The 13618-nt window shown below is 64.6% G+C and carries 11 protein-coding genes; 6 read left to right on the top strand and 5 right to left on the bottom strand.

Translation table 11 applies throughout. The features are described from left to right. Positions 1 to 3: 3 nt before the first annotated feature. Positions 4 to 1626, bottom strand: coding sequence for an ABC transporter substrate-binding protein (locus ACEQZY_RS10250; RefSeq protein WP_341702443.1), 1623 nt, complete (start codon positions 1624 to 1626; stop codon positions 4 to 6). A gap of 349 nt (positions 1627 to 1975) precedes the next feature. On the opposite strand from ACEQZY_RS10250, the gene atzF reads away from it, so the two are divergent. Next, complete coding sequence (gene atzF / locus ACEQZY_RS10245; protein ID WP_370154015.1) at positions 1976 to 3793, top strand: allophanate hydrolase; 1818 nt, start codon at positions 1976 to 1978, stop codon at positions 3791 to 3793. Here atzF and ACEQZY_RS10240 read toward each other — a convergent pair. Then, positions 3741 to 4454: a GntR family transcriptional regulator gene (locus tag ACEQZY_RS10240; RefSeq protein ID WP_341702445.1), complete on the bottom strand. Its 714-nt coding sequence runs from the start codon at positions 4452 to 4454 to the stop codon at positions 3741 to 3743. The genes atzF and ACEQZY_RS10240 overlap by 53 nt on opposite strands. A gap of 174 nt (positions 4455 to 4628) precedes the next feature. Between ACEQZY_RS10240 and ACEQZY_RS10235 the strand changes: the two genes are divergently transcribed. Continuing rightward, a complete protein-coding gene (locus ACEQZY_RS10235) occupies positions 4629 to 5591 on the top strand; it encodes an MBL fold metallo-hydrolase (protein WP_370154013.1) in 963 nt (320 codons plus the stop codon). Between the two features lie 3 nt (positions 5592 to 5594). On the opposite strand, the gene ACEQZY_RS10230 is transcribed toward ACEQZY_RS10235, so the two are convergent. Both ACEQZY_RS10230 and ACEQZY_RS10225 read right to left on the bottom strand, forming a co-directional pair. Beyond that, positions 5595 to 6188, bottom strand: coding sequence for a carboxymuconolactone decarboxylase family protein (locus ACEQZY_RS10230; protein WP_341702447.1), 594 nt, complete (start codon positions 6186 to 6188; stop codon positions 5595 to 5597). Positions 6189 to 6219: 31 nt separating this feature from the next. Further along, entirely contained in the window at positions 6220 to 7905 is a 1686-nt protein-coding gene (locus ACEQZY_RS10225) for a long-chain fatty acid--CoA ligase (protein ID WP_370154011.1), read from the bottom strand. A gap of 146 nt (positions 7906 to 8051) precedes the next feature. On the opposite strand from ACEQZY_RS10225, the gene ACEQZY_RS10220 reads away from it, so the two are divergent. Both ACEQZY_RS10220 and ACEQZY_RS10215 read left to right on the top strand, forming a co-directional pair. Next, positions 8052 to 9320 (top strand): aromatic ring-hydroxylating dioxygenase subunit alpha, encoded by a 1269-nt coding sequence (locus ACEQZY_RS10220; RefSeq protein WP_370154009.1) that lies wholly within the window; start codon positions 8052 to 8054, stop codon positions 9318 to 9320. Between the two features lie 2 nt (positions 9321 to 9322). After that, positions 9323 to 9826: an aromatic-ring-hydroxylating dioxygenase subunit beta gene (locus tag ACEQZY_RS10215; RefSeq protein ID WP_341702450.1), complete on the top strand. Its 504-nt coding sequence runs from the start codon at positions 9323 to 9325 to the stop codon at positions 9824 to 9826. Here ACEQZY_RS10215 and ACEQZY_RS10210 read toward each other — a convergent pair whose 3' ends face one another. After that, a complete protein-coding gene (locus tag ACEQZY_RS10210; protein ID WP_341702451.1) occupies positions 9827 to 10627 on the bottom strand; it encodes an IclR family transcriptional regulator C-terminal domain-containing protein in 801 nt (266 codons plus the stop codon). 133 nt (positions 10628 to 10760) lie between these two features. Between ACEQZY_RS10210 and ACEQZY_RS10205 the strand changes: the two genes are divergently transcribed. After that, the gene (locus tag ACEQZY_RS10205) at positions 10761 to 12104 is read left to right on the top strand and encodes an aromatic ring-hydroxylating dioxygenase subunit alpha (RefSeq protein ID WP_341702452.1); all 1344 of its coding nucleotides are present in this window, start codon (positions 10761 to 10763) and stop codon (positions 12102 to 12104) included. 56 nt (positions 12105 to 12160) lie between these two features. After that, a complete protein-coding gene (locus ACEQZY_RS10200; RefSeq protein WP_370154007.1) occupies positions 12161 to 13600 on the top strand; it encodes a glutamine synthetase family protein in 1440 nt (479 codons plus the stop codon). Positions 13601 to 13618 lie beyond the last annotated feature (18 nt).

Below are 13618 nucleotides of genomic sequence, written 5' to 3'. Positions count from 1 at the left end.
CGGTCACATCTTCTCGATGGTGCGGAAATCGAGCTGGCGGTGGAACCAGTAGGTATAGCCCTTGATGTTCTTCTGCATGCCGACATCAAGGATCTGCTGGTACAGCGGGATGCGCGGGGCATCGTCCATGGCCAGCTGGATGAATTTCATCACCTCCGCCTTGTACTTGGCCGGGTCGTGTTCGTAGCGGGCGGTGTCGATCAGCTTGTCCATGGCCGGATTCTGGTAGGACATGGTGTTGAACACCGCGTTCTGGCCGTGATAGCCCCAGAAGAAGAAGTAATCCGGATAATTCAGCCAGCCGCCGAAGCTGGCGATGTGGATCGGCCGGTTCTTCTGCAGCATGGCGCTGCGGAAATTGGCGCCCGGAATTTTCTCGATCGTCGCCTTGATGCCGATCTTGCCCAGGGCTTCCTGCAGCAGGATGGCTTCCGGCTCGGAGGCGGTGGCGTCGCCGAGGTCGATCGAGATGGTGGTCTCGAAGCCATCGGCATAGCCGGCTTCGGCCAGCAGCTTCTTGGCCTTCTCCAGATCGGTCTTGTAGGGGAAGGGCTGCGGCCAGCTGGCATCCTTCGGCCCGGTTGCGTCCGAGCAGCACATCGGGATGCCGCGGCCATAGATCGCGGACTTGTAAATCTGCTCGTAGGGCACGGCATAGGCCACGGCCTGGCGCACCTTCGGATTGTCGAAAGGCTTCATGGTGGTGACCAGGCCGATGTATTTCAGCGAATTCTCGATCGGCACGCCAACCACGGTGTATTTGCCCGAGCCGCCTTCGGCGACGATTTCGGACGAATCCTTCTGCGGCATGTCGACAGAGATATCGGCATCGCCGCGCTCCATCAGGGCGCGGCGGTTGCCGGCAGAAGGCACTTCACGCAGGATCACGCGCTTCACGTTGGAGGCCTTGCCGCCCTTCCAGCCCTCGAAACGGGTCAGCACCGTCTCCTGGCCGGGGGTCCATTTCTCCAGCTTGAAGGCGCCGCTGCCGGCGTCGTTGGTCTTCATCCATTCCATCGCCCACGGATCCTTCTCGGTCGCGTGCTGCTTGGCGAGCTTGGAATTGAAGATGGCAGGCACCACCACGGCCATGTCGGGCAGTGACAGTTTGTCCTTTTTTGGCAGGTCGACCCGGAAGGTGTAGTCGTCGACCACCACGAACTGCTCCGGCTTCTCGAGGCTGCCGGCCTTCATCTGGAAGGTCGGGAAGCCGCCGACGCTGACTGCGCGGTCGTAAGACCACTTCACGTCATGGGCGGTCACCGGGCTGCCATCATGGAAGGTGGCATCCCTGCGCAGCTTGAAGGTGATCGACTTGCCGTCCTCGGCCATGATGAAGCTTTCGGCCAGTTCCGGCTCGATCTTGCTGGAATCGTAGGACAGGGTACCGTCCGGCAGCGTCTTGCGGCCGAAGGTGACAAGCCGGTCGTACATGTTCCAGGCGGCGACGTAGGAGCGGAAGCTGGTTCCGACACCATGGATGTCCATGCTGTTCGGGCCGTTCTCGACCAGAACGACCAGGGTTTCCTTGCGCGACTGCGCGGCAGCCGGTGTGGCGGCGAGGGTCGCGGCCAGGGCGGCGGCGACAAGGCCCGATGTGGCAGACAGGAACAGGCGGCGATGCATGGCTGGACTCCCCCTTTGGCGACGATGGCGATGGCTGGTGCACTGCAACGGATATGCCATTTGCGGTGGCGGCCATGCCTGCGCCGGTAATCGCCTGAAGCGGCAGGAAGAATCCTTCGAGGGCGGATCAGGGGATATCGTCAGGCAATCGTATACAATGGTTAAAATATATGCATATTTAGACGCAGCGGCACAAAAAACAGCCCGGCGGTGTGCCTGAAAATCCATACTTTACTGTATCTTATTGATAGAAATCAGCGGTACACAAGTTGCATACAATAACCCTGAGTGCAGCCGGGCAGCGCGCTTTCCGGCCGCCGCTGGCATGATTATAGACATTGGGGACAGCATGATCGGATCCTTGGACATCGCCACGCTACGTGCCGCCTATGCCGCCGGCGGGCTGACCCCGGCCGACCTCGTGGCGGCGATCTATGATCGCATCGCTGCCCGCGGCGAGGATGCCGTGTGGATCACCCTGGTGCCGCGCGAGGCGGCCCTGGCGCGTGCCACTGAACTGATGCAGGGCCTGCGCGCCCTGCCCCCCGAGGATATGCCCCTCTGGGGTGTGCCGTTCGCAGTGAAGGACAATATCGATGCCGCCGGCCTGCCTACCACGGCGGCCTGCCCGGCCTTCGCCTACACGCCGACGGATTCGGCGCTGGCGGTCGAGCGCCTGCTGCGGGCTGGCGCCATCCTCATCGGCAAGACCAATCTCGATCAGTTCGCCACTGGTCTGGTCGGCGTGCGCAGCCCCTATGGCGTGGCGCGGAATCCCTTCGGCGATGATGTCATCCCGGGTGGCTCCAGTTCCGGCTCGGCGGTCGCAGTCGGCGCCGGACTGGTCAGTTTTGCGCTCGGCACCGACACCGCCGGCTCCGGCCGGGTGCCGGCCGGGTTCAACAACATCGTCGGTCTGAAGCCCAGCATCGGCCTGATCAGCGCCACCGGCATGGTGCCGGCCTGCCGCTCGCTCGACTGCATTTCGGTCTTTGCCAATACCGTAGCGGACAGCCTTGCCGTGCTGCAGGCGGCTGCCGCCTACGATGCACGCGACGGCTACAGCCGGCCGGCCCCCACCGGCTGGTCGCCGACCCTGACCGCGCCGCCGGCACGCTTCCGTTTCGGTCTGCCGCAGGCCGGACAGTTGAAATTCTTCGGCAATGCCGCCGCCGAGACTTTGTTCGGCCAGGCGGTGGCGCGGCTTCAGGCGCTGGGCGGCGAAGCCATCGAGATCGACTATGCACCATTTGCCGAGGCGGCGTCGTTCCTCTACCAGCCGGCCGGTACCGCCGAGCGCACGGCTGCGCTGGGGGATTTCCTCAGCAGCCATGCCGACGATATGCATCCGGTCACCCGCGGCATCATCGAGCGCGGACGCGACGCCACGGCGGTCGACGTGCATAACCTGTATTACCGCCTGCGCGAACTGCGCCAGCAGACGGCCCCGGTCTGGCAGCAGATCGACGTGATGCTGGTGCCGACCAGCGGCACGGTCTACCGCATTGCCGAGGTCGAGGCCGACCCCGTGACGCTGAACAGCAACCTCGGCTACTACACGAATTTCGTGAACTACTTCGACCTGTCGGCGCTGTCGGTGCCGAACGGCTTCCAGCCCGACGGCCTGCCGGCCGGCATCACCCTGATCGGCCCGGCCTTTTCCGAACCAAAGCTGGCGGCACTCGGTCATGCCTTCCACGCCGCCACCGGCCTGACCATGGGCGCCGGCGGCTATGCGCCGCCGGCGACCGGTGCGCTGGCGCCGGTTGCTGCCAATGAAGTGGAGGTGGTGGTGTTCGGTGCGCATCTCTCGGGCGAGCCGCTCAATCCGCAGCTGCTGGATCTGGGTGCGCGACTGGTCGGACCCTGCCGCACCAGTGCCGATTATCGTCTGTTTGCGCTGAAGGAACGGCTGCCGCGGCCCGGTCTGCTGCGGGTCGGTTCCGGCGGTGCAGCCATCGAAGGCGAAATCTGGGCGCTGTCGCCGGCCGCCTTCGGCACTTTCGTGGCCGGCATTGCCATGCCGCTGGGCATCGCCGATGTGCGGCTGTCCGACGGCCGTCTGGTGAAGGGTTTCGTGTGCGAGGCGGCCGCGGCAGCAGGCGCCACCGAAATCACGGATTTTGGCGGATGGCGGGCGTATCGTCGGGCCAGTGCTGCGGCATGAGCGGCTGACCGGGGCGGTGTTCCTCGACGAAATCCACCGAAGCCACCGTCACCTTCGCCACATGGGCCCGCATCGCTGCTTCGGCAGCCGCACCGTCGCCGCGCAGGATCGCCTGCACCACCTGGTCATGCTCGGCATGGGAACTCGACAGGCGGCCGACGACGCGGAACTGTGACACGCGGAAGGGCAGAACCCGGCGGCGCACGGCGCGCGCCGTCTCCTCGAGGAAGCTGTTCTTGCTGGCACGGTAGATGATGTCGTGAAAATCGTTGTTGAAGCTGGCATAGCCCTGCATGTCGCCCGTGCGGACGATGCCCAGCGACTGCAGATGTGCCTGCTCCAGAAAGCGCCGCTCGGGTCCGGTCATGCGGATGGCGGCGAGCCGGGCGCAGGTTGCCTCGATCTCGGCCATCACCTCAAACATCTCCTCCATGCGCCGGCGGGTGGGCAGGGCGACCACCACGCCGCGATGCGGCCGCTGTTCCACAAGGCCCATGCCGGCCAGTGCCTTGAAGGCTTCACGCACCGGAGTGCGCGACATGCCGAAGCGCGTCGCCAGCTCGATCTCGTCGAGCCGGGTACCCGGCCGCAACTCCCCGCTGACGATCTGTTCTGCCAGGTTTTCGCGCAACCGGTCGGCGAGAGTGGACTTTTCGGACATGCGTATGGCTTCGGACCAGAGAGAACGGCGACTCGGAGGATTATAGGGGAAATCCGGACCTTCATGCTGCATCTTTTCGCAGCCATGGTTGACCATATTCCCCCGCGCGGCCATCTTTCGCGCAGACGGCCCCGCTTGCCAAGGGTGCCCATGAAAAACCGATGAGGAACGCCGATGTCGAATGCCCCAGCCAAGGCTTTTGCCTCCACCGGAGACATGGAGGAAAAGACCGTCTCCTTCACCCAGCTGGCTGAAGGGCTCTATGCCTTCACCGCCGAGGGCGACCCCAATACCGGCGTGATCGTCGGCGATGATGGCGTGATGGTGATCGACACCCAGGCGACGCCAAAAATGGCCGGCCAGGTGATCGAACATATTCGCAGGGTGACCGACAAGCCGGTCAAATACGTGCTGCTGACCCATTATCATGCCGTGCGCGTGCTGGGCGCTTCGGCCTACCAGCCGCAGCAGGTTCTGGCGTCGGAGGCGACCCGCAGCCTGATCGTCGAACGCGGGCAGGAGGACTGGGATTCGGAATACGGCCGCTTCCCCCGGCTGTTCCGCGCCGCCGAGAGCATTCCCGGCCTGACCTGGCCGACCATGACCTTCCCGTCGAAATTCACCCTCTACATGGGCAAACGACGGATCGAGATCATGCATCTGGGACGCGGTCACACGGCGGGGGATACCGTCGCCTGGGTGCCCGATGCGGGTGTGATGTTCTCGGGCGACCTGGTCGAGTATCACTCGGCCTGTTACTGCGGCGACGCGCATTTCGGCGACTGGCCGAAGACGCTGGACCGGATTGCAGAATTCTCGCCGAAGGCGCTGGTGCCGGGCCGCGGCGATGCGTTGCGCAACGGCAAGGAAGTCGGCGACGGTCTGGCGCTGACCCGCGATTTCCTCACCACATTGTATGGTTCGGTGTCGGAAAGCGCGGCGAAAGGCCTGCCGCTGAAGGAAGCCTTCGACCGTTGCAACGACGCGATGCGGCCGCGCTTCGGCAATTTCGCCATTTTTGACCATTGCCAGCCGTTCAACGTGGCCCGTGCCTATGACGAGGCGCTCGGCCTCGACCATCCGCGCATCTGGACGGCCGAACGTGACCAGCAGATGTGGGCGGCGTTGAACGGCTAGCGCTTAGCTGGCGTGTTTGGCCGGCGACCAGCCGGTCGGCGCGAGGTTGCGGCTGCCGGCATCGACGCCAATATCTTCCAGCGTGGTCGCCATTGAATCGTTCCAGCGGTTCAGGAAGCCGAACAGGGCCACCACGCCGACAATCTCGACGATCTCGTCCTCGCTCCAGTGAGCACGCAGTTCCTGCTGGATCTCCGGCGTGACGGCATTGGGCACGCAGGCGGCGGCCAGCGCGAAGTCGAAGGCGGCACGCTCGGCATCGGTGAAATGTGGGCTGGTCTGATATTCCCAGATGGTGCCGAGGCGCTCCGGGCTGGCGCCGAAGCGTTCGGCGGCGAGGATCGTGTGCGCCTCACAGTAGCGGCAGCCGGCGGCATGCGATGCCACATATCCGATCAGGCGTTTCTGTTCGGCGGTCACCCGGCCGCCGTTTTCCATCACGGCCTTGTTCAGATCGGTGAAGGCGCGTGCGATGGCCGGCCGGCGTTGCATGGTCAGCACGCTGTTGGGCACCACGCCGAGCGGGCCGCGGAAGAACTGGATTAGGTCGACGAGATCGGGGTTGTGGTCTTCGGGCAGGGGTGCGACGAGCGGCATGACGACTCCGGACAGGCGATGGGGCGAACAGTCAGTCGGCGGCGACGGAACCGGCTGCAGCCGCGGCTTTTTCCTGGTCCTGCAGCACTCGCCACAGGATCTTGCCGGTGGCCGATTTCGGCAGGCTGTCGGAAAATTCCACGATGCGCGGCACCTTGTAGGCCGCCATGCGCTCGCGGCACCAGGCCTGGATCGCTTCCGGGGTCATGTCGGCGGCGCCTTGCTTCGGCACGATCACGGCCTTCACGGTTTCGCCGCGATGGGCATCCGGCGTGGCGATGATGCAGACCTCGCGGATGCCGGGATGGGCATACATCATGCCCTCGATCTCGGTCGGCCAGACCTTGTAGCCGGAGGCATTGATCATCCGCTTGAGACGGTCGACGATGAAGAAATAGCCTTCCTCATCGTAGTAACCGAGATCGCCGGTGCGGAAGAAGCGCTTGCCGTCGCGCTCGAAGAAGACCTGCGCCGTTTCCTCCGGCCGGTTCCAGTAGCCGAGGAAGACCTGCGGCCCCGCCGTGACGATCTCGCCGGTCTCGTTGGGGCCGAGCTCTTCCAGCGTGTCGGGATTGACGATGCGGGAATCGATGTCGAAGACCGGGATGCCCAGGCATTGCGGCTTGGGGCGGTCGACCGGGTTGATATGGGTGCCGGCGATGGTCTCGCTGAGCCCGTAGCCCTCGATATAGTCCAGCCCGGTCAGCGCCTTCAGCTTGGCGGCCACGGCACCGGGCATGGCGGCCCCCCCGCCGCCGATACCCAGCAGGCTGGAAAGATCGAATGTCTCCACATCGGGGTCCGAGAGAAAATCGATCGCCATCGTCGTGATGTTGCGCCAGTGGGTAACGCGGTGGCGGCGGATCAGTTCGGCGGCGACCCGGCGGTCCCAGCGCGTCATCATCACGATGGTGGAGCTGTTGTAGAGCGGCCCGTTCATGGAATTCTGCATGCCGGTGACATGGAACAGCGGCAGGGTGCAGAGCTGCACGGAATCCGACGCGGCCGGATTCCACGTCACCGAACCGTACAGCGTGGCGGTGACGCCGCGGATATTGTGCAGGCAGCCTTTCGGTGCCCCGGTAGTGCCCGAGGAATAGGGCAGCACGCACCAGTCTTCCGGCGTGGCGTGATGGGGCCCGGCAGCATGGCCGGCCGCCAGCGCCTCGTGCCAGGCGATGGCGCCCGGTGCGGCGACAACGGCACGCGGCGCGCTGACCACATCGGGCAGGGCAAGGTCGGTCGGTGCAGCAACATAGTCGCCATAGGCAGCGACCACCGCATGGCGCAGGCTGCCCGCTTCCAGCAGCGGCTGCGCGAAGCCGAGCAGCTCCTGGCCGCACAGCACGGTGGTCGCACCGGTATCGGTGGCGATATGGCGCAGCTCCTCCAGCCGGCTCATCGGATTGACCGGCACGACCACAGCAGTCAGCCGCTGGATGGCGTAGAAGGCGATCACGAATTGCGGACTGTTCTGCATGTAGAGCAGCACGCGGTCGGTGCGCTGCACGCCGCAGGCCTGCGCCAGCCAGCCGGCCAGTGCGTCGACCTGGCGCTGCAGGTCGGCATAGGTGATTGCCGTGCCGTAATAGAGGATGGCCGGCTTGCCGGGAAAGCGGCGGGCGGAAATCTCCAGATTCTCGTACAGGCTGGTTTCCGGCAGCGTCAGATGCTGCGGCACGCCCTGCGGCCAGACCGCGAAATGCCGGTCGAACATGGTTTCCTCCTGCCCTTTGCCCGCATGCTCGATCTTTTGCCGCCGGAATTCAATGCGTTACCTTGCGTCACCGGAAACGGCCTTGACGATGTCGGGCCCGGCGGATATTATTTGCAAATACAAATAAATCTCCGGGAGGAGGCCCCATGACCGCTTTGATGCCGCCCGGCGCCCTGGCGCCCGTCTGGGAAGGCGACGGCTCCAGCCGCATCCCCTTCTGGGCCTATACCGATCCCGATATCTACCGCCGCGAACTCGACCGCTTTTTCTACGGCCGCGGTCACTGGTGCTACGTGGCGCTGGAGGCGGAGCTGCCCGAGCCCGGCGACTACAAGCTGTCTTTCGTCGGCGAGCGGTCGGTGATCGTGGTGCGCGACCGCGACCGCAGCCTGCATGTGGTGGAGAATCGCTGCGCCCATCGCGGCGTGCGCTTCTGCCAGAAGCCGCGCGGCAAGGCGCGCAGCTTCGTCTGCCCCTATCATCAATGGACCTACAAGCTGAACGGCGATCTTGCCGGACTGCCCTTCCGCCATGGCGTGAAGAAAGGCGATGCCGTCGAAGGTGGCATGCCGGAGGATTTCGACCTTAAGCAGCACGGCCTGACCAAGCTGAAGGTCGGCACCTATAACGGGCTGGTCTTCGCCAGTCTCGATCCCGAAGCCCCGCCGCTGACCGACTATTTCGGGCCCGACGTGATGCCGTGGATCGACCGCATCTTCAATGGCCGCAAGCTGACCATCCTCGGCACCAACCGGCAACGCATTCCGGGCAACTGGAAGCTGATGATGGAGAACATCAAGGATCCGTATCATCCGGGCCTGCTGCACACATGGTTCGTCACCTTCGGCCTGTGGCGCGCCGATCAGACCTCGCGCATGGTGATGGATGCGGAGGGCCGCCATGCCGTGATGATCTCGCAGCGCAATGCCGGCGGCGAGGCGAAGGCGGTGACCGAGGGTGTGACCAGTTTCAAGAAAGACATGGCGCTGAACGATCCGCGCCTGCTGGATGTGGTGCCCGAGCCGTGGTGGAACGGTCCGTCGGTCACCATGATCACCCTGTTTCCCACCGTGATCATCCAGCAGCAGGTCAATTCGCTGTCTACCCGCCATATCGTGCCGGCGGGGCCGGATTGTTTTGATTTCATCTGGACCCATTTCGGCTTCGAGGACGACACGCCGGACATGACACAGCGCCGCCTGCGCCAGGCCAATCTGTTCGGCCCGGCCGGGTTCGTCTCTGCCGATGACGGCGAGGTGATCGAATTCTCGCAGGATGGCTTCCGCCAGACCGGCGGCCGGGGCGAGACCGTCTGCGAGCTGGACGGCCGCGGCATCGCGCAGACGCCGCATATGGTCACCGAGACACTGATCCGCGGCATGTATGCCTACTGGCGCCGGGTGATGGAGATCTGATCATGGCCGATCCAGCCCTCGCCCTTCGCCTGCCGGCTGCACTGGAAACCCAGCTGCTGGTCGATCGCTTCAATGCCGCCTATGCCGCCGCGCTGGATGCCGGCAACTACGAGGCCTGGATCGGCATGTTCCGGCCCGACTGCCTCTACAAGGTGATCCCGCGCGAGAATCACGATGCCGGCCTGCCGCTCTGCACCATGGCCCTGGAGGGACAGGGCATGCTACGCGACCGCGTCTACGGCATCAGCAACACGCTGTTCCATGCGCCCTATTACCAGCGGCATGTGATCGGCCCGGCGCTGGTGCACGAGGATGACGGCCGCGAGATCCGGGCCGAGGCGAATTACGCGGTGTTCCGCACCAAGCCTGGCTCGGTATCCGAGGTCTACAATGTCGGCCGCTATCTCGACCGGCTGGTGCGCGAAGACGGAAACCTGTTGCTGCAGGAGCGGCTCTGCGTGTTCGACAGCGAGCTGATCCTCAATTCCCTGATCTACCCGATCTGATCAGACCACATGATCGCGCAGGTCCGCCGCGGCACGCAGCAGCGGCGGCAGGAAGTCGTCCTTCATCTGCTTCGGCGTTGCCCGCTCGATGCGGATGCCGATATTCAGGGCCGCCACCACGCGGCCATCGAAGCGTCGTACCGGTACGGCCAGCGAGCGGAAACCGAGTTCCGCCTCCTGGTCGGATAGCGCATAGCCCTCCTGTCCGGCCTTCTCGATCGCGGCGGCCAGTTCATCCCGGTCGGTGACGGTCTTCGCCGTCAGCGCCTGCGGCTGCAGGGTCGCGAGCCAGGCGGCCCGTGCCTCAGGGCCGAGGCCGGCCACCAGCACGCGGCCAAGCGCGGCACTGAAAGCCGGCACCCGGAAGCCGATGCCCGGTGCGGAGGAGAGAAAGCGCGGCGGCGAGGCATGCGCCACCATCGCCGCCATTTCGCCGTCCAGCACCGCGGCCGAACAGGCTTCGTCGATTTCCAGGCACAGCCGGTCGCAGGCCATCTGCAGGGCGGTGGCATTACCGGCAGAGCCGAGATAGGCGCCGGCCAGCCGCATCACTTTCGGGCTGAGCCGGAACAGGCGGCCGTCGCTGTCGAGATAGCCGAGCTGTTCGAGGGTGTAGAGCGCGCGGCGCACCGTGGCGCGCGGCAGATCGACGATGCGGGCGACATCGGACAGCGTCATCTGGCGATGCTGACTGTCGAAAGCGGTCAGCACGCCCATGCCGCGGGCCAGTGCCTCAAGGAAATCGGGGCCGAGCCCGCTTTTCTGGCGTTTTTCGGCATCGGCGGTGCGCAGACGGGTCATGATCGGTCTTTGGGCAAAAGGAAGATGGCGACAGATTGAACAGCCGGGCTTGTCGTGGCTCGCTGGCCCTACTATAATCGCACATACGTTCGCTAGTCGAACAGAATCTTTCTCGGCTTGTGGGAGAGCTGCGATGACCACCCATGAACAGAATATGCGCATGACTCTGGTCGGTCCCGACAAGCCGGCCGGCAAACTGCTGCGCCGCTACTGGCAGCCGGTCGCCCTCATCGAGGAGCTGGAGGACATCCGCCCGGTCAAGCCGGTCAAGCTGATGGGGCAGGATTTTGTGCTGTTCCGCGACGAGCAGGGCCGTTTTGGCCTTCTGGACCGTGACTGCCCGCACCGGGGTGCCGATCTGGCCTTCGGCCGGCCGGAGGATGGCGGCCTGCGCTGCCCGTTCCATGGCTGGCTGTTCGATGTCGCCGGCAACTGCCTGCAGACCCCGGCTGAGCCGGAAAACAGCCGTCTGTGCCAGCGCATCAAGCAGAAGGCCTATCCGGTGGTGCTGAAGAGCGGGATTCTCTTCGCCTATCTCGGCCCGCTCGATGCCGATGGCAAGCCGCCGGCCTTTGCCGATCTCGACTGCTTCGTCGCTCCCGACAGCCATGTCTTTGCCTTCAAGGGCCATATCGCCTGCAACTGGCTGCAGGCGCTGGAGGTCGGCATCGATCCGGCCCATGCCTCCTTCCTGCACCGGTTCTTCGAAGACGAAGATCCGAACGCCAATTACGGCCGCCAGTTCCGTGCCAATTCTGCCGATTCCGACATGCCGATGACCCGGGTGCTGCGCGAGTTCGAGCGCCCGGTGATCGAGGTTGAGCGTACCGATTACGGCATGCGGCTGTTCGCCCTGCGCCAGCTCAGCGAGAAGAGCACCCATGTGCGGGTGACCAACCTGCTGTTCCCGCAGGCTTTCAACATCCCGCTCTCGGCCGAGATGACCATCACCCAGTGGCATGTGCCGATCGACGACGAGAACTGCTACTGGTACGCCATCTTCACCAGTTTCACCGGTCCGGTCGACAAGCGGCAGATGCGCGAACAGCGCCTGCAGCTCTACACCCTGCCGGACTACATCCCGCGGCAGAACAAGAGGAACAATTACGGCTTCGACCCGCTGGAGCAGAAGACCCAGACCTATACGGGCATGGGCAGCGACATCAATGTGCACGACCAGTGGGCGGTGGAAAGCCAAGGGCCGATCCAGGACCGTACCCGCGAACATCTGGGCAGCACAGACAAGGGGATCATCAACTACCGGTCGATGCTGATGAAGGCGATCGAGCAGGTCGAAACCGGCAGCGGCACGCCGCTGATGGTGCTGGATGCCGCCGAAGCAAAGGAAATTCGCGGGCCGATCACTGTCGACGGCGTTGCCCCCACCGAAGGCTGGCAGGCATACTGGCGCGAGGTGGATGCCCGCAAGCGCCAGGCTTCGTCCTGGCAGGCACCGGCGCCGCTGGCTGCTGAGTAAGCCGCGGCGCATCGGCAGGACGAGGTATCGCAGGGGCAGTATTGCAGGGGGGTAGGGTGGAGCGTTTCGTCGACCGGCACGGCTTGTGGACCGAGCAGCAGCAGAAGGCAGCGAAGGCCGTCGAGAAGGAAGTCGCAGAGCGCGGTCTTGGCGTTGTCCGCTTCTCCTTCGCCGACCAGCACGGCATCCTGCGCGGCAAGACAGTGGTGGCCGAGGAGCTTGGCAGCGCCATGCACAGCGGCGTCGGCTTCACCACTACCCTGCTGGCCAAGGATACATCGCACCGCACGGTATTCCCGGTCTTCACCAGGGGTGGCGGCTTCGGTCTGCCGGAAATGCAGGGCGCTGCCGACATCCTGATGGTGGCCGACCCTACCACGTTCAAGGTTCTGCCCTGGGCGCCGCATACCGGCTGGCTGCTCTGCGATCTCTATTTCGCCGATGGTCGCCCGGTGCCGTTTTCCACCCGCAAGCTCTATCGCGATGCACTGAAGAAAGTGAACGACGCTGGCTACGACTATGTCGCCGGGCTGGAGGTCGAATTTCATGTCTTCAGGCTGGAAGACCCGAAGCTGGCCCCGGCCGATGCCGGCCAGCCCGGCAATCCGCCCGATGTCAGCCTGCTGACGCAGGGCTACAACTATCTCACCGAGCTGCGCTACGACCAGTATGACGAGGTCTACGAGATCCTGCGCAGGGATATCCAGGCGCTCGGCCTGCCGTTGCGGTCGATGGAAGTGGAATTCGGGCCAAGTCAGGCCGAATTCACCTTCCGGCCCGGAATCAACATGGAATCGGCGGATACCATGGTGCTGTTTCGCTCGGCCGCCAAACAGATCGCCAGACGCCATGGCTACCACATCACCTTCATGTGCCGTCCGAAGCTGCCCAACATCTTCTCCTCGGGCTGGCATCTGCACCAGTCGCTGGTTGACCGCGGGACCGGCGTCAATGCCTTCATCCCGACCGAAGCTGACCAGCCGCTGTCGCAACTCGGCCGGCATTTCCTGGCCGGCCTGCTGGAACAGGCGCCGGCCTCGGCGGCCTTCGCCGCGCCCACCATCAATGCCTACCGCCGCTACCGGCCCTATTCGCTGGCACCCGACCGGGCGATCTGGGGGCGCGACAATCGCGGCGTGATGTGCCGTGTGCTGGGCGCCCAGGGCGATCCGGCCAGCCGCATCGAGAACCGGCTGGGCGAGCCGGCTGCCAATCCCTATCTGTACATGGCTTCCCAGCTTCTGGCCGGTCTGGACGGTATGGCGAAGGCCGCCGAGCCGCCACCTTCGGCCGATACACCCTACGAGACGCCGGCGCCGCCCCTGCCGCGCAGCCTGGAGGCCGCGCTCGCCGCCCTGCGCGGCAATGCCTGCTACCGTGCCGGCTTCGGCGACACTTTCATCGACTATTTCCTGCATATCAAGGAAGCGGAGATCGCCCGCTACCAGCTCGAAGTCAGCGAGTGGGAGCATCGCGAATATTTCGATCTGTTCTGAGGCGCGATCTGCTATAAG

It is taken from the genome of Ferrovibrio sp. (genome assembly GCF_964218355.1).
Lineage (GTDB): Bacteria > Pseudomonadota > Alphaproteobacteria > Ferrovibrionales > Ferrovibrionaceae > Ferrovibrio.
This window is presented reverse-complemented; position numbering and strand designations above follow the sequence as displayed.

Coding starts and splice junctions, on each gene's coding strand:
- ACEQZY_RS10250 (WP_341702443.1), bottom strand. CDS start 1,626: ATGCATCGCCGCCTGTTCCTGTCTGCCACATCGGGCCTTGTCGCCGCC.
- atzF (WP_370154015.1), top strand. CDS start 1,976: ATGATCGGATCCTTGGACATCGCCACGCTACGTGCCGCCTATGCCGCC.
- ACEQZY_RS10240 (WP_341702445.1), bottom strand. CDS start 4,454: ATGTCCGAAAAGTCCACTCTCGCCGACCGGTTGCGCGAAAACCTGGCA.
- ACEQZY_RS10235 (WP_370154013.1), top strand. CDS start 4,629: ATGTCGAATGCCCCAGCCAAGGCTTTTGCCTCCACCGGAGACATGGAG.
- ACEQZY_RS10230 (WP_341702447.1), bottom strand. CDS start 6,188: ATGCCGCTCGTCGCACCCCTGCCCGAAGACCACAACCCCGATCTCGTC.
- ACEQZY_RS10225 (WP_370154011.1), bottom strand. CDS start 7,905: ATGTTCGACCGGCATTTCGCGGTCTGGCCGCAGGGCGTGCCGCAGCAT.
- ACEQZY_RS10220 (WP_370154009.1), top strand. CDS start 8,052: ATGACCGCTTTGATGCCGCCCGGCGCCCTGGCGCCCGTCTGGGAAGGC.
- ACEQZY_RS10215 (WP_341702450.1), top strand. CDS start 9,323: ATGGCCGATCCAGCCCTCGCCCTTCGCCTGCCGGCTGCACTGGAAACC.
- ACEQZY_RS10210 (WP_341702451.1), bottom strand. CDS start 10,627: ATGACCCGTCTGCGCACCGCCGATGCCGAAAAACGCCAGAAAAGCGGG.
- ACEQZY_RS10205 (WP_341702452.1), top strand. CDS start 10,761: ATGACCACCCATGAACAGAATATGCGCATGACTCTGGTCGGTCCCGAC.